The organism is Alloyangia pacifica, assembly GCF_900116195.1.
Classification (GTDB): domain Bacteria; phylum Pseudomonadota; class Alphaproteobacteria; order Rhodobacterales; family Rhodobacteraceae; genus Salipiger; species Salipiger pacificus.
Genome location: NZ_FOZW01000004.1, coordinates 192,753 through 207,131, shown reverse-complemented (window position 1 = coordinate 207,131; position 14,379 = coordinate 192,753). Strand labels below are relative to the sequence as shown.

Here is a 14,379-nt window from a genome sequence, read left to right as displayed (position 1 = left end):
CAGCAAAGCCCCCAGCATCCCCCTTGCGCTGCCCGCCTGCCCTTCCCATATTGCCTGTTGTCGGGTTGCCGCTATCGGGGCCCGGCGGACGGTCGCTTCCCTGTCAAGGACATGTCATGAGCAAACTGACCCTGGGTTCCTATCCGCACATGCTCGGCTTCGAGCAGCTCGAGCGCCTGCTCGAGCGCACCGCCAAGTCGAGCGAGGGATACCCCCCCTTCAACATCGAACAGACGTCGGATCACTCCTATCGGATCACGCTCGCCGTGGCCGGCTTTTCGGAGGCCGATCTCGCCATCACCGTCGAGGACCGCCAGCTGGTGATCCGCGGACGGCAGCGGGACGACGGGTCCGACCGGATCTTCCTGCATCGCGGCATCGCGGCGCGGCAGTTCCAGCGCAGCTTCGTGCTCGCCGATGGGGTCGAGGTGGGGGAAGCGGTCATGGAGAACGGTCTGCTGCATGTGGATCTGACCATGTCCCGTCCCGAGACGGTGGTGCAGACCATCAATATCAGAAAGGGTTGAGCCATGAACACGAAGTACGATTTCTCCGAGTTTGACGCCGATCGCATCGTCTACGTCCGCTCGGTCGAGGTGAGCGACCTGCCCGAGGACGTGCAGGAACAGGTTGGCGACCAGACCCGCCTCTACGCGGTGCACCGCGCCGACGGCGAGCGGCTGGCGCTGGTCCGCGACCGCGGCATGGCCTTCGCGCTGGCGCGGCAGAACGACCTCGCGCCCGTCACCGTCCACTAACGGCCTGCGATGACCACGCTGCCGATCGATTGGGTGGATGCCTTTACCGACGCGCCCTTCGGCGGCAACGGCTGCGCCGTCCTTCACGGCGGCGCGGCGCTGGACGACGAGACCTGCAAGGCGGTGGTGCGCGAGACCTCTCTGGTCGAATGCACCTTCACCGGCCCCTCCGAGGTGGCGGACGTGCGGGTGCGCTACTTCCTTGCCGGTGGCGAGATCCCCTTTGCCGGCCACCCCACCATCGCCACCGTTGCGGCGGTGTTGCGCCGCGGCCTGATCAGCGGCGACACGGTCACGCTTGAGACCGGGGCCGGCCTCATTCCCATCGAGATCGACCGCAGCGTCACGCCGCCGCGCATCGTGATGACCCAGAACGCGCCGAGCTTCGGCCCCATCCCGGACAAGGCACTGGTGGCCGATGCCGTGTCGCTCGCCCCCGCCGACATCCTCGGACAGCCACAGCTGGTCTCGACCGGCCTGCCCTGCTGCGTCACCGTGCTCAAGGACCGCGCCGCGCTGGAGCGCGCCGTTCTGGACCCCGAGGCGCTGAGTCGCCTGCATGCGGCCATGGGGCGGGGTGACGCCGAGTTCGCCGAACCCTTCCTCGTCACGCTCGAGGGCGCCACCGCAGCGGGGGACACCTACGCCCGCCTGCTGCTGCCGCCACCCAACCCGCCCGAGGACCCGTTCACCGGCTCGGCCACCGGCGCGATGGCGGCCTACCTGTGGTCGAAGGGGCTGATCGAAGGCCCCTCCTTCACCGCCGAGCAGGGGCACGGCATGGGACGGCCCGGTCAGGCGCAGGTCGAGGTGCTCGGCCCGCCCGAGGCAATCACCGGGGTCCGTGTCGCCGGGCAGGCGCATGTGCTGATTTCAGGCGACATCCACCTCTGACCCACCTCGAAAAGGTCAGAACCGGATTCTGTAGTTGGTGTTCAGAACCAGCGGCTGTACCGGGTCGAACACCTGCGTGCCGTTCAGGCTCAGCGAGAAACTGCGTTTATTGTAGCTCCAACTCAGCCCTGTCTTGAGGCTCGGGGCCTGACTCTCGCCGGAGTCCCCCGCATCGACCCAGGCACCGTAGCTGTAGCCGAGCTCGAAATAAGGGCGGAAATTGCGCTCCAGCCGCAGCGTCGCGCGGGTCTGAAGCGTCGCCGAGAGTTTGCCGACCTGCCAGGCAGAGACGTCCCCCACCCCGCTGCTGACCTGCTGCGACAGCGACAGACCGGCCGAGCCCGAAAGGTTCATCCGCTGCAACTCGTAGCGCCCGCTGGCATTGAGCCCCGCCGCCGTTCGCCAGGCGACCCGTGGCGAGTTGCCAAGCCGGTAATCTGGCCGCGACAGCGCCGCCCAGGCTTTCAACCCGATATTGTCGGTCAGCGAGGTCTCGATGTAAGGCGCGAAGCTCAGGGTCTGGGTCCTGATCTCCCGCCCGGTGTCCAGGTCTGCGACCCCGTAGCCAGTGGCGAAACCGAGCCGCGTACCATTGCCGAGCGGCCTCTCGATGCCGAGCAGCATGTCGAATTTCCGCCCGCTGGTGCTGCCATGGTACTCCCGCGCCTCGAAGGCCCACCAGACGCGCGGCGCGTTGCCCGGCGCATTGGTGGCAAGGAAGACGCCCTTGCTGTTCAGCCGCACCTTTCCGTAGCCCGAGAGCGCATGGCCGAGCACGCTGTCGAACGCCCCGACCGAGGCGCTGAGCGTAGTGGACACGCTGGAGCGGTAGGCAGAGCGCAGCTCGTCCGCCGCCTGACCCGCGCTCGCGGGCAGCAGGCCGATCAGCAGCGCGAGAGCGCGTATCAGGCGTGCGGTCTTCATGGCGTCCTCCGGCGGGGAAGGTCAGGGCGACATGGGTCCGGGCGTGGGTGGCATATCCGGTCGCCGTGAAACGGCGCCGGGGCGAGGTCTTCGATTCCTGAGATTTGTTCCAGAAATATGCGGCAGAGGTGGGGCTTCAAACCCCTCCGAGGCGGCCAGCCGCTCAATTTCGCGAGAGAGACGCAGCGTCGCGAGAGGGCTCTGCCCGACATGCCCTAAAGATGGCCGGACCGGGACTATGCCCGACCCGGCCCTGCCCATCCGGGCAGCCGATCAATGGCCGGCGATGAGACCCATGGATTCGAGCTTCAGCACCACCTGATGCGCGCAGTTGTCGACGTCGGCGCCCTCGGTCTCGACTCGCAGCTCGGGGTTGGCGGGCACGTCGTAGGGGTCGGAGATACCGGTGAATTCCTTGATCTTGCCCTCGCGCGCGAGCTTGTAGAGCCCCTTGCGGTCGCGCCGCTCGCATTCCTCGATCGTCGTGGCGACATGCACCTCGACGAAGGCCCCGTATTCCTCGATCCCCTCGCGCACCTTGCGGCGGGTGGCGGCATAGGGCGCGATCGGCGCGCAGATGGCGATTCCACCGTTCTTGGTAATTTCCGAAGCAACATAGCCGATACGCAGGATGTTGAGATCGCGGTGTTCCTTGGAGAAGCCCAGTTCGGAGCTGAGGTTCTTGCGCACGATGTCGCCGTCGAGCAGCGTCACCGGTCGCCCGCCCATCTCCATCAGCTTGGTCATCAGCGCATTCGCGATGGTCGACTTGCCGGATCCGGAGAAGCCGGTGAACAGCACCGTGAAGCCCTGCTTCGACCGCGGCGGCTTGGTCTTGCGCAGTTCCGAGACCACTTCGGGGAAGGAGAACCAGTCGGGAATTTCCAGCCCCTCGGCAAGGCGGCGGCGCAGCTCGGTGCCCGAGATATTGAGGATCGTCACCTTGTCCTTGTCGGCGATCTCGTCGTTCGGCTCGTATTGCGCGCGTTCCTGCACGTAGACCATATGTTTGAACGGCACCATCTCGATGCCCATCTCTGCCTCGTGCGCCTTGAACAGCTCCTGCGCATCGTAGGGGCCGTAGAAATCCTCGCCCGCGCTGTTCTTCCCCGGCCCGGCATGGTCGCGTCCGACGATGAAATGCGTGCAACCGTGGTTCTTGCGGATCAGCCCGTGCCAGACCGCCTCGCGCGGGCCCGCCATGCGCATGGCCAGCGGCAGCAGAGACATGGTGGTGGTCGAGGCCGGGTACTTGTCGAGCACCGCCTCGTAGCAGCGCACGCGGGTGAAGTGGTCGACGTCACCGGGCTTGGTCATGCCGACGACCGGATGGATCAGCAGGTTCGCCTCGGATTCGCGCGCGGCGCGGAAGGTCAGTTCCTGGTGGGCGCGGTGCAGCGGGTTGCGAGTCTGGAACGCCACCACCTTGCGCCAGCCGAGCTTGCGGAAATAGGCGCGCAGCTCGTTCGGCGTGTCACGGCGGGCGCGGAAATCATAGTGAACAGGCTGCTGGATGCCGGTGATCGGTCCGCCGAGGTAGACCTCGCCCGCGGTGTTGTGCAGGTAGTTCACCGCCGGATGCGCATCGTCGTCGGCACCAAAGACCATCTCGGCCTCCTTCGCCTTGTCCGGGACCCACTTGTCGGTGACGGTCATCGTGCCGAGGATCACGCCTTCCTGGTCTCGCAGGGCGATGTCCTGGCCGATCTCGATCTTGTCGGCAAACTCCCGCTTCACATCGAGGGTGATCGGCATCGGCCAGAGTGCGCCGTCCGCAAGCCGCATCTTTTCGACAACGCTGTCGTAATCTTCTTCGGTGAGGAATCCCTTCAGCGGATGGAACCCGCCATTCATCAACAGTTCGAGGTCACAAATCTGCCGGGGGCTGAGATCGTGGCTGACGAGTTCCGCCGCCTCCATCTTCATTTTCTGTGCGCTGTCGTAGGAAACATAGAGCTCGGGGATCGGAGCCAGGCTGCTGGGCATCGTCATAAACTAATCTCTTTATTCTGAAACGGCGCTGGCGCGCCGCGGTGGGCCAATACCGCCAGTAGAAACCGCTTCAGAAATTTTTCAACTATCTAGGAAGACCACGTTTTTTACTGCGCCAATCGCGCATCGCACTGCCCCGAAAATATGCAGCCCAAAGCGTCAGGCATCGCCCAAGCGCCGCACTGGCAGCATCCCCGCTATCCGCCAAAGCAAAAGCGCGACACCGCGGGGCGGCATCGCGCTTGTCTTCATGTCGCAAGGGTCAGCCCGCCGGCTTTGCCGGACGAGTGCCTCGGGCGGCCTCTCAGGACGCCTGTTCGACCGGCGCGCCGTAGCCGAGCGGCTCGGAGGTATCCTTGCCCTCGTCGAGCCCCTGCTCGGCCAGCCAGCGCTCGGCCTCCAGCGCGGCCATGCAGCCCATGCCCGCCGAGGTCACGGCCTGGCGATACTTGTGGTCGGTCAGGTCGCCCGCGGCGAAAACGCCGGGGATCGAGGTCTCGGTGGTGCCGGGCTTGGTCACCACGTAGCCGCCCATGTGGGTCTCGAGCTGGTCCTTCACCAGCTCCGACGCCGGGGCGTGGCCGATCGCGACAAAGACGCCCTTGGCGGGGATCTCGGTGATCTCGCCGGTGGTCACGTGCTTGACCTTCACGCCGGTCACGCCCTTGGGCATGTCCTCGCCGACCACTTCCTCGAGCTGGTGGTGCCAGAGCGTCTCGATCTTGGGGTGGTTGAACAGGCGTTCCTGCAGGATCTTCTCGGCGCGCAGCTCGTCGCGGCGGTGGATCAGCGTGACCTTGGAAGCGAAGTTGGTCAGGAACAGCGCCTCTTCCACGGCGGTGTTGCCGCCGCCGATCACAACGATCTCCTGCCCGCGGTAGAAGAAGCCGTCACAGGTGGCGCAGGCCGAGACACCGAAGCCCTTGAACTCGTCCTCGGTGGGAAGGCCCAGCCACTTCGCCCGCGCGCCGGTGGCAAGCACCACGGCATCGGCGGTGTAAGTGGTACCGCTGTCGCCCTTCGCCACGAAGGGGCGCTGGCCGAGGTCCAGATCAGTGATGATATCACCGATGATCTCGCAGCCCATGGCGCGCGCGTGCGCCTCCATCTTGACCATCAGCTCAGGGCCTTGAATCTCGGTCTCGCCAGGCCAGTTCTCCACCTCGGTGGTGGTGGTCAGCTGGCCGCCCGGCTCGAGCCCCTGCACCAGCAGCGGGGAAAGCATGGCGCGCGAGGCGTAGACGCCCGCGGTGTAGCCGGCCGGGCCGGAGCCGATGATGAGGAGCCGTGTGTGGCGGGTGTCGGACATATCGTGCCTCTCGCGAGCTATGGCATTCGGTTTGGGAATTGCATATAGCCACGCGCGGCGGCGACGCAAACCCCGCGCCTCCGACTGTTTCCCCGGAATTTCGTCCCGTTAAGAATCTTTCAAGATTATGAAAGATTATTGCGCTGATTTTCCGTCTGGTATAATATTCGCGAAAAGCTCAAGGAAGACGCATGCCCGCCCACAGGCTCGATCCCATCGACCGGAAGATTCTGGCAGAACTGCAGGCCGATGGCCGCATGACCAACGTCGAACTCGCCCGCCGCGTGGGCATTTCCGCGCCGCCCTGCCTGCGCCGAGTGCGCACGCTCGAGGAACAGGGCTTCATCAAGGGCTATCACGCCGAGGTCGATTCCCGCGAACTGGGCTTCGAGGTGCAGGTTTTCGCCAGCGTCGGGTTGCAGAGCCAGGCCGAGGCAGACCTGCGCGCCTTCGAGGACCGCTGCCGGAGCTGGCCGCTGGTGCGAGAGTGTCACATGCTCAACGGCGAGGTGGATTTCATCCTCAAGTGCGTCGCGCCCGACCTTTCGACCTTCCAGGCCTTCCTGACCGAGAAGCTGCTGACCGCGCCGAATGTCGCCTCGGTCAAGACCTCGCTGGTCATCCGCGGTGCAAAGGACGAGCCCGGCGTGCCCTTCGACGTGCTCGAGGAACGGCTGAGCCGGACCGCCTAAGCGCGGACCGGCCCCGGGCATCGCAACGAGCGTTGAGCGGCGTCAGCTGGCCATCAGGTTGTCGACCGCCTCACGCGACGAGCGGGTCATCGACAACTCGCCGAAATCCTGGATCTCGGACAGGTTGTCGAACATCGACAGGAACAGCGCCCGCAGGTTCGGGCCGGTCACCGCGTGCAGCGCCTTGCCCGGGTGATAGGTCTCCAGTTCCAACCCGCTGACCTTGATCGTCGCGTGGTGCTGCACCATCAGGTGATAGAGCTGCACGCCGCCCGCCGGGGTGACCGGCACGATGCGATCCCAATCCGCCTCGTCCTTGACCGGGACAAGCACGCTGTCCTGCCCAAGAAGCGCCCTGAAGCGCGCGCGGCTTACGACCATCCGCGCCGACGGGCCAAGCAGCAGATCGATGCCTGGCCGGGCAAGTCCGAGCGCATCGGCGGTGACACGGGTCAGCGATCCAATGCCGCTTTCCTCGCAATTGACGCCGGGAACATAGGTGGTCGAGCCGATCCAGGTAATCGACTGGGTGCCGCGGCTGGTCTGGATGTAATCGCCCGGAAGCAGGTCCTCGATGGCAATCGGACCGCGCAGCGTCTGGATCAGCGTCCCGCGCGCAAAGGCCGAGCAGGCCTCCTCGAAGAGCGGCAGCGCCGGCGCGATCTGCTGCTTCATGGCGATCGAGAGATCGGGCAACAAGGCGGCGACCTCGTATTTGCGCATGAGAGAAGTTGCGCGACGAGGCCGCCCGCTCTGGAGAGCGATCGGGTCCCGAGAAAACTCTTTCGAACGAACATCTTCGCGGCTCAGGGCCGCGTGATGAATACTGGTCATTTCAACATCCCTTGGCAGGCTGTCACATCCGTGCTGGCCCCCACCAACAACGACAGAAGGACGTCTAATCGACTGGCCCAGATCAGGCCGCATTCTGGCATTTCTGTCAAAATTTCGGTGAATTGCTCGGGGCTTCTGCGGCCAATCCACTCCCGAGGTCGGGATTGTCCGGGTTACGCGAACCTCTTTGACACAATTCGCCACATGAGAGGACGAATCGTGGCGGACGCCCGGGACTTGAGAGAGGCCGAGGCGCGCCCTTCAGAGACGGATCGCAGAAATGAGCCGGCCGTAGTCAGCCTCGCGCTGCTGGGTCGCGCGGCGGAAGGAAAAGAAGCGGTGGGGATCGGAGTAGGTGCAATGCCGCGTCCATTCCGCCGAGACACCTGCCGCGCGCAGCCGGTGCAGCCCGTAGGCTGGCAGGTCGAACTGCACGCGATCGCCCTGCCCGCCCGCGAAGAACCGGCCGTTCTGCGGATCTTCGAGCATGAATTCCTCGACGAATTCCGGACCGACCTCATAGGCGCGCTGGCTGATCGTCGGACCGATCACGGCGACTATGCCCTCGCGACTCGCGCCAAGCGCAATCATCGCCTCGATGGTCTCTTCCAGCACCCCCGCCTGCGCGCCTCGCCAGCCCGCATGGGCGGCACCGATTACCCCGGCCTCGATGTCGGCAAAGAGCACCGGCTGGCAGTCGGCCGTCAGCACGGCGAGCGCAATGCCCGGCTGGTCGGTGACCAGCCCGTCCGCCTCGGGGCGCGGCTCGGGCAGCGATCCGCTGACCGTGACGACCCTGGGCGAATGCACCTGGCTGACGGTCACCAGCGACTCGACCGGCACCTCCATCGCCTGCGCCACGCGGGCGCGGTTGATCGCCACGATCTCCCGCTGGTCGGACGAGCCCGGGCCGCAGTTGAGCCCGGCGAAGACCCCGGACGAGGCGCCTCCCCTGCGGGTGAAGAACCCGTGTCTGAGAGGGGCCAGCGTGTCGGAGGTGATGATTTCCAGCGTCATGTGTCCAATCCGGGCGGGGTCGGTGCGTCCGGCGCGTGCAGCGCCAGAACCTTGAACAAACTTCCCATTTCACCGGGGTGCGTCAACCGGCGATGTGCGGCAACGTGGCTTTCCAGCGCCGGACCCTCGAGCCGTGTTGCAAGCGCGCGCGCCCGCTCGGTGATGCCCAGCCGCTCGAGGAACACGCCCTGACCGGTCATCGGCGCATGGCAGGCGGGCCGGGCGGCCTGCGCCAGCGCGCAAAAATCGACATGTGCGGTCAGATCGGCCTCGCCCGGCGTACTCAGGGGATCAGCCCTTTCATGCGCGCGCACCGCCTGCAGCGTGTCGCCGAGGCTGCCCCAGCCGCCGTAGTCGATGATCAGAGCTACGCCGCCATGGGCCACGATGCGCCGCCCGACCTCCTGCACGATCGCCTCGGCAGGGCCGCAGGTCTCGACCATGTCGCCCTGCTCGGTGTCCGTCAGCCGATGCTCGAGCACCGCCTGCGGCGCGATGTCGGTGAGGCCGAATGACAGTTGCCCCTCGTGCCAGCCCACCACGCGCTCGCGCCAGCCGTCGCCGTCGCGCAGGAACTGGCGGACGGGAAGCGCGTCAAAGAACTCGTTGGCGATCAGGAAGAGCGGTGCCTCGGGCAGGTCTGCGAGGCTGTCGTGCCACCTCGGCGCAAAGCCGCCGAGCCGCTTGGCCTGCTCGGCACGCAAGGCGGGAGAGGCCTCGACAAGGTGCAGCTCCGCCGCCGCGATCAGCTCCGGCACCGCTCGCATGGCGCGCAATGCGTCGGCCATCAGCGTGCCACGTCCCGGCCCCAGCTCTGCGAGGATGATCCGCTCGGGGCGCCCCTGGTCCACCCAGCTCTGCGCCAGCGCGAGGCCGAGCAGTTCGCCGAACATCTGGCTGATCTCTGGCGCAGTGGTGAAATCCCCCGCCGCGCCTAGCGGATCGCGGGTGGTGTAGTAGCCATGCTGCGGGTGCAGCAGGCACCATGTCATGTATTCGGCCACGCTCATCGGCCCCTCGGCCGCAATGCGCGCCTCGAGAAGCGGAAGCAGCGCGCTCATGCGCGCCGCCGCGCCCAGAGAATGAGGCCGATGCCCACGAGGATCATCGGCAGCGACAGCATCTGGCCCATGGTCAAGCCGTAGCCGCCCACGTACCACGCCAGCCCCAGCGGGTTGCCGGGCGAGACGAACTGCGCGTCGGGCTGGCGCACGAACTCCACGAGGAAACGCGCGATGCCGTAGCCAGCAAGGAACACGCCCGCCATTTGCCACGGCGTCTTCAACCCGCCGCGGCGTAGTGCGAGCCAGAGTACCAGCGTGCCGAGCAGCACGCCTTCAAGCAGCGCCTCGTAGAGTTGCGAGGGATGCCGCGCGCAGAGCGCGCCGAGCGCCTGCCCGCAGGCCTGCGCCGCCTCGCCGGGGAAGATCACCCCCCAGGGCAGCTCCGTCGGGCGGCCCCAGAGCTCGGCGTTGACGAAGTTTGCGATGCGCCCCAGCAGCAGCCCCGGCGGCACGGAGATCGCCAGCATATCGGCGGTGGAACCGAGCGGGATGCGATTCTTGAGGCAGAATCCGAGGAAGCCGATCAGCACCCCGAGGAACCCGCCGTGGAACGACATGCCACCGTGCCAGACCATCAGGATCTCGGCCGGGTGCGACAGGTAGTAGTCCGGCTGGTAGAACAGCATGATGCCGAGCCGCCCACCGAGAATGATGCCCAGAATCACCCAGGTCAGCAGTTGCTCGACCTGTGCGGGGCTCATCGGGGGCTGATCGCCCGGCCAGAGGTGGACGCGCTTCACTGCGGCGACGGCGATGCGCCAGCCGATGATGATGCCCGCGATGTAGGCAAGCGCGTACCAGCGCAGGGCGAATTCCATGCCGAAAACCGAGATCGAGAAGACCTCGGAGGACAGGGGCGGAAAGGGAATGGCGGCTTTCATGCGCGATGAGTGACGGGAGTTTCCGGGGGAAGTCAACCTTGTGACCCGGGAGCTCTCGGCCCATATAGGACACAAGCATATGACGGAGAGCCCAATGCAGACGCGCAACAAGGTATTCGAAGATCTGTCGCAGCTCATGACCAACGCCATGGGCGTGGCGCAGGGCGCGAAGGACGAGGCCGAAACGGCGATGAAATCGATGATCGACCGCTGGCTGGCGGATCGCGACTTCGTGACCCGCGAGGAATTCGACGCGGTTCGCGCCATGGCGCAGAAGGCCCGCGAGGAGAACGAGAGCCTCAAGGCGCGCCTCGACGCGCTGGAGAAGGGTCAGGGCTGACCCGGTTCGGGCAACTCGCCCGATCCCATCAGTTGGCCCGGGGCGACCAGCCCCGTGCCGCGCCCTTGCTTACCCAGCCTGCCTCTGCTCCACGAGACCTCCATCGGTCAGATCGGCCGGTGGGTAGAGCACGATGATATCGCCATCGTCCAGCCCCTCGACCACCTGCACCTGCCGCCCGTTCCCCTGCCCGAGCGTGACCGGCACCTGCACCGCCCGCCCGCTCTCGACCCGGAACACCGCCCAGCCCCCGCCCTCGCGGAAGGCCGCGCTTTGCGGGATCTGCAGCGTGTCCGCCTCCTCCCAGATCACGATGCGCGCCAGCACCCGGTAGCCATGCCCCAGCGCCGCGCGCGCCTCGGGCGGCGCGGTGAAGCGCAGGATCACCCGCACACGCTGCTCCTCGACCCCCAGCGCCGAGACCTCCGTGGTGCCGAGCGGCGCGATGCGCTCGACCTCCGCCTCCAGCGAGCCCGGCCCGCCCCAGTCGTCGAGCATGACGCGCGCGCCCGGCACGACCTGCACCGCGTCCGAGGAGATAAGGTCCACCGCCACCTGCAGATCCTGCGCGATATTGCCGATCTCGAGCACCGGGGCGCCGGCCTCCAGCGAAGTCTCTGACTGTTCGACCACTCGCAGGATGCGCCCATCGACCGGAGACCGCAGCGGGATGTCCGAGGCCCCGACCTCGGCCAGCGCCTCGGCCAGGCCCTGGTCGTCGAAACCGATGAGCTGCGCCTGCGCATTGGCCAGCTCTGCCTCGCGCATGGCCACCGCCGCCCGCGCCGTCTCGACCCGCGCCTGCGCCGCCAGCGCCGCGGTGCGGGCCTGATCCAGCGCCGCAGTGGAAATCGTGCCCCGCGCCGCCAGGGTCTTGGCGCGGTCATGGTCCGAGACCGCCAGGTCAACGTCCGCCTGCGCCACGTTCACCTCGGCCCTGGCCTGCAGCAGCGCCGCCTGCGCCGCCGCCACCGCCGCCCGCGCCTGCTCACGGGTGCGCAGGTCGAGCACCGAGGGCGCGGCGGGGCGCATGTGGGCCACCACGTCGCCCTGAGCCACCTCGTCGCCATCCATCGCCTGCACCCGCAGCAACCGCCCGGCGACGGGCGTGGTCACCACGTAGACGTCGCGCACCTCGGTCTTGCCTTCCTCGTCGATGGTCACCACCAGCGGGCCGCGCGTCACCTGCCCGAGGTCCACCAGCTCGGGGCGCGGCCAGAAGGCGGCGGCCAGCGCCAGGACGAGCAGCAACGCGAGGCCGAAGCCAAGGACCAGCCGGGTGCGGTTGCGGGGTCGGTTGAGAGCCATGAGGTCAATCCCGTGTCTTGAGCGCGGCGACCAGGTCGGCGCGGTCCACATCGCGTTTCACCAGCAGCCCCGAAAGCACCGCGCCCGAGATCACCACCAGCGCGGCGAATCCGAAGGCGGCGGGCCGGAAGACCACCGTGATCGTGTAGAGGTCGGAGGAATAGGCGGCGGCCAGCATATGCGCGATGCCCCAGCCCAGAAACGCACCGCAGGGCAGCGCCAGAAGCGTCACCAACCCCAGCTCGCCGAGCAGCACGTAAGCAGCCTCACCCTTGGAGAAGCCGATGACCCGCAGGCTGGCGAGGTCGTGCGCACGTTCGGCCAGTGCGATGCGGGCGGCGTTGTAGATGATGCCGAAGGTGATGGTGAAGGCCACCGCCGCCATGATGAAGCGCGTCGCCCCGGTGCCCTGGTTCATCACCCGTTCGAAGGCGTCCCGCGCCTCGGACTTGAGGCTGACGCCCGCCACCACGGGCTGGTCGCGCAGCCAGACCTGCACCGCCTCGGCCTGCGCCGGATCAAGCCGGAGAGCGGCGCTGGAAATCCGCCCCGGCTCGAAGAGCGCCCGGTCCAGCGCCTCCAGTGCCATGTAGGCCGGGGCGCCCAGCACGGTCTCCGACACGCCGGTGACCGGCAGGCGCAGCGCCGGCTGCGCGCCCTCGCGCACCTCGACAGTCAGCACGTCCCCGGCCTGCGCCTTCAGCTTGCGGGCCAATGCGGTGCTCAGCACGAGCCCCGGACCGTCGAGCGCGATGGGAATGTAGTCAGGCGTCAGAGCGCGGAGCAGCTCGGGGTCCGGCGGCAGCCCGGTGATCGCGCCGCGGTGGGTCCGTCGCCCGTTGCGCAGCACCACCGGTACCGAGCGGGCCCCCTCGACCCGCAGCACCCCGGGGTGGCGGGCCAGCTCGAGCAGGGTCTTCTGCGACACCGCATGGGTGAAGCTCACGGTCGCCTCGGAACGGTCGAGCACATCGAAGCTGAGCGCCACCGCCTGATTGAACCCGGCGTGGATGGTCAACATGCCGACCGAGAGCCCCATGCCGAAGGTGATCCCCACCACCGCGCCCAGCATGCGGAAGGGTGTCCGTGTGAAGCGGCGCAGCACCATGCGGGTCGGCTGGTCGAGCGCCTTCAACGCCCCGGCCCACCGCCCGGCGCGGCGGTAGTCTGCGGGGGCTGGCGGGCGCATCGCCTCGGCCGGGTGCAGCGCGAAGATTTGGCGCAGCACCACCGCCCCGCCCGCCGCCGCCGCCAGCACGCTGACCACCAGCCCCAGTGCCAGCGCACCCGGATCGAGCCGGAAGACGAGGAAGGGAAACTTGTAGAAATGCAGGTAGAGCTGCACCATCGCGCGCCCACTCAGGATACCCAGCAGCGCGCCCAGCAGCGCCCCCGCCACGGCAATCGCCAGCACCAGCTTGAGGTAGTGCCCGCCGATTTCCGAGCCGCGGTAGCCAAAAGCCTTCAGCAGGCCGATCTCTTCGCGCTCGGCCTGCACCATGCGCGCGATGACGATATTCAGCAGGAAGGCAGCGATGCCGAGGAACACCGGGGGAATTGCCGCCGCCGTGTCGCGCAGCCCGTTGATCTCCTCCGAGACGAAGCGGTGCGAGAACTGGTCCTCGCGGTCGTAGGCCCCCGACCCGCCCCAGGGCTTCAGGAGATGATCGAGCGCTTCGATCACGCCGCGAGGGTCGGTGCCCCGGGTGAGCGTGACGAGGAACTCGGAATAGGCCCCCTTCATGTCGAAGGAGGCGGAGAGTGAGGTCTGCGACATCCACAGCACGGCGTAGCGCGCGTCATCCGGCACCATCTCGCCCGGCGCCGCGGCGTAGAGAAATTCCGGCGAGCGGGCGAGCCCGGTGATCCGCAGGCTGCGCCGCGCCCCGTTCATCACCACCTGCAACGCGTCGCCCGGCCTCAGCCCATGCGCGGCGGCGAAGGTGTCGAGCAACACCACCTCTTCGGGCGCGCCCGGATCGAAGAGCCGCCCCTGCTGCAACCGAATGGCATTCAGCGCGGGCTCCGCGTGGTCGGGCAGCGACAGCGCCTGCGCCGCCACGGGCACTGCCCTGTCCGACAGTTCGATCCTTGCCGCGCCTGAAATGCGCCCCTCGGCCCGCGCCACGCCCGGCAGACCCGCGACCTGATGCAGCACATGGCTGGGCGCGCGGGTGACCGGGGCGAAGACCTCGGCGAAGCGGTAGCGCTCATAGTAGCCGCGGCGGGTCTCGTCGAGGGTGACCACCAGCCCTGCCATCATCACTTGCATCATCACGCCAAGCGCCATGACCACAGCGATCGCCGCTGCCTGCCCCTTCATCCGCCACAGATCGCGCGAGAGCTTGCGGTCGAGGGTGCTCATG

The 14,379-nt window shown here is 67.4% G+C and carries 14 protein-coding genes; 5 read left to right on the top strand and 9 right to left on the bottom strand.

Annotated elements, in window-relative coordinates; genetic code table 11:
- Nucleotides 1-116: 116 nt before the first annotated feature.
- Genes BM397_RS10480 through BM397_RS10470 form a run of 3 tightly spaced genes read left to right on the top strand, consistent with a single transcriptional unit; the run spans nt 117 to nt 1,652 of the window.
- Nucleotides 117-527, top strand: a complete 411-nt coding sequence (locus tag BM397_RS10480) for an Hsp20 family protein (RefSeq protein WP_066104369.1) — start codon at nt 117-119, stop codon at nt 525-527.
- A gap of 3 nt (nt 528-530) precedes the next feature.
- On the top strand, nt 531-758 hold the full coding sequence (locus tag BM397_RS10475; protein ID WP_092423668.1) for a DUF1150 family protein: 228 nt from the start codon (nt 531-533) through the stop codon (nt 756-758).
- A 9-nt stretch (nt 759-767) separates the two neighbouring features.
- Entirely contained in the window at nt 768-1,652 is an 885-nt protein-coding gene (locus BM397_RS10470; protein WP_092423666.1) for a PhzF family phenazine biosynthesis protein, read from the top strand.
- A 15-nt stretch (nt 1,653-1,667) separates the two neighbouring features.
- Here BM397_RS10470 and BM397_RS10465 read toward each other — a convergent pair whose 3' ends face one another.
- The 3 genes from BM397_RS10465 to trxB form a co-directional block, all read right to left on the bottom strand.
- A complete protein-coding gene (locus tag BM397_RS10465; protein ID WP_092423664.1) occupies nt 1,668-2,576 on the bottom strand; it encodes an autotransporter domain-containing protein in 909 nt (302 codons plus the stop codon).
- 273 nt (nt 2,577-2,849) lie between these two features.
- Entirely contained in the window at nt 2,850-4,568 is a 1,719-nt protein-coding gene (locus BM397_RS10460; RefSeq protein WP_092423661.1) for a bifunctional sulfate adenylyltransferase/adenylylsulfate kinase, read from the bottom strand.
- Between the two features lie 304 nt (nt 4,569-4,872).
- A complete protein-coding gene (trxB, locus tag BM397_RS10455; protein WP_092423660.1) occupies nt 4,873-5,877 on the bottom strand; it encodes a thioredoxin-disulfide reductase in 1,005 nt (334 codons plus the stop codon).
- 191 nt (nt 5,878-6,068) lie between these two features.
- On the opposite strand from trxB, the gene BM397_RS10450 reads away from it, so the two are divergent.
- The gene (locus BM397_RS10450) at nt 6,069-6,569 is read left to right on the top strand and encodes an Lrp/AsnC family transcriptional regulator (protein ID WP_092423658.1); all 501 of its coding nucleotides are present in this window, start codon (nt 6,069-6,071) and stop codon (nt 6,567-6,569) included.
- 42 nt (nt 6,570-6,611) lie between these two features.
- Here the strand turns inward: BM397_RS10450 and BM397_RS10445 are convergent, their stop codons facing one another.
- The 4 genes from BM397_RS10445 to lgt form a co-directional block, all read right to left on the bottom strand.
- Nucleotides 6,612-7,292: a Hint domain-containing protein gene (locus tag BM397_RS10445; RefSeq protein ID WP_092423656.1), complete on the bottom strand. Its 681-nt coding sequence runs from the start codon at nt 7,290-7,292 to the stop codon at nt 6,612-6,614.
- 372 nt (nt 7,293-7,664) lie between these two features.
- Nucleotides 7,665-8,420 (bottom strand): peptidoglycan editing factor PgeF, encoded by a 756-nt coding sequence (gene pgeF / locus BM397_RS10440; RefSeq protein WP_092423654.1) that lies wholly within the window; start codon nt 8,418-8,420, stop codon nt 7,665-7,667.
- Nucleotides 8,417-9,481 carry a class I SAM-dependent methyltransferase gene (locus tag BM397_RS10435; protein WP_092423652.1) on the bottom strand — a complete coding sequence of 355 codons (1,065 nt, stop codon included), beginning with the start codon at nt 9,479-9,481 and terminating at the stop codon, nt 8,417-8,419. Before BM397_RS10435 ends, pgeF begins: the two co-directional genes overlap by 4 nt.
- Nucleotides 9,478-10,365 (bottom strand): prolipoprotein diacylglyceryl transferase, encoded by an 888-nt coding sequence (gene lgt / locus BM397_RS10430; RefSeq protein WP_092567383.1) that lies wholly within the window; start codon nt 10,363-10,365, stop codon nt 9,478-9,480. Before lgt ends, BM397_RS10435 begins: the two co-directional genes overlap by 4 nt.
- A 94-nt stretch (nt 10,366-10,459) precedes the next feature.
- Between lgt and BM397_RS10425 the strand changes: the two genes are divergently transcribed.
- Nucleotides 10,460-10,705: an accessory factor UbiK family protein gene (locus tag BM397_RS10425; protein WP_092423648.1), complete on the top strand. Its 246-nt coding sequence runs from the start codon at nt 10,460-10,462 to the stop codon at nt 10,703-10,705.
- A gap of 69 nt (nt 10,706-10,774) precedes the next feature.
- Here BM397_RS10425 and BM397_RS10420 read toward each other — a convergent pair whose 3' ends face one another.
- Both BM397_RS10420 and BM397_RS10415 read right to left on the bottom strand, forming a co-directional pair.
- Entirely contained in the window at nt 10,775-12,013 is a 1,239-nt protein-coding gene (locus BM397_RS10420) for an efflux RND transporter periplasmic adaptor subunit (protein WP_092424061.1), read from the bottom strand.
- 4 nt (nt 12,014-12,017) lie between these two features.
- Nucleotides 12,018-14,378, bottom strand: a complete 2,361-nt coding sequence (locus BM397_RS10415) for an ABC transporter permease (protein ID WP_092423646.1) — start codon at nt 14,376-14,378, stop codon at nt 12,018-12,020.
- Nucleotide 14,379: the final 1 nt, after the last annotated feature.

Bases quoted from the DNA above. Each gene is read 5' to 3' on its own strand.
- BM397_RS10480 (WP_066104369.1), top strand. From the start codon at position 117: ATGAGCAAACTGACCCTGGGTTCCTATCCGCACATGCTCGGCTTCGAG.
- BM397_RS10475 (WP_092423668.1), top strand. From the start codon at position 531: ATGAACACGAAGTACGATTTCTCCGAGTTTGACGCCGATCGCATCGTC.
- BM397_RS10470 (WP_092423666.1), top strand. From the start codon at position 768: ATGACCACGCTGCCGATCGATTGGGTGGATGCCTTTACCGACGCGCCC.
- BM397_RS10465 (WP_092423664.1), bottom strand. From the start codon at position 2,576: ATGAAGACCGCACGCCTGATACGCGCTCTCGCGCTGCTGATCGGCCTG.
- BM397_RS10460 (WP_092423661.1), bottom strand. From the start codon at position 4,568: ATGACGATGCCCAGCAGCCTGGCTCCGATCCCCGAGCTCTATGTTTCC.
- trxB (WP_092423660.1), bottom strand. From the start codon at position 5,877: ATGTCCGACACCCGCCACACACGGCTCCTCATCATCGGCTCCGGCCCG.
- BM397_RS10450 (WP_092423658.1), top strand. From the start codon at position 6,069: ATGCCCGCCCACAGGCTCGATCCCATCGACCGGAAGATTCTGGCAGAA.
- BM397_RS10445 (WP_092423656.1), bottom strand. From the start codon at position 7,292: ATGCGCAAATACGAGGTCGCCGCCTTGTTGCCCGATCTCTCGATCGCC.
- pgeF (WP_092423654.1), bottom strand. From the start codon at position 8,420: ATGACGCTGGAAATCATCACCTCCGACACGCTGGCCCCTCTCAGACAC.
- BM397_RS10435 (WP_092423652.1), bottom strand. From the start codon at position 9,481: ATGAGCGCGCTGCTTCCGCTTCTCGAGGCGCGCATTGCGGCCGAGGGG.
- lgt (WP_092567383.1), bottom strand. From the start codon at position 10,365: ATGAAAGCCGCCATTCCCTTTCCGCCCCTGTCCTCCGAGGTCTTCTCG.
- BM397_RS10425 (WP_092423648.1), top strand. From the start codon at position 10,460: ATGCAGACGCGCAACAAGGTATTCGAAGATCTGTCGCAGCTCATGACC.
- BM397_RS10420 (WP_092424061.1), bottom strand. From the start codon at position 12,013: ATGGCTCTCAACCGACCCCGCAACCGCACCCGGCTGGTCCTTGGCTTC.
- BM397_RS10415 (WP_092423646.1), bottom strand. From the start codon at position 14,378: ATGAGCACCCTCGACCGCAAGCTCTCGCGCGATCTGTGGCGGATGAAG.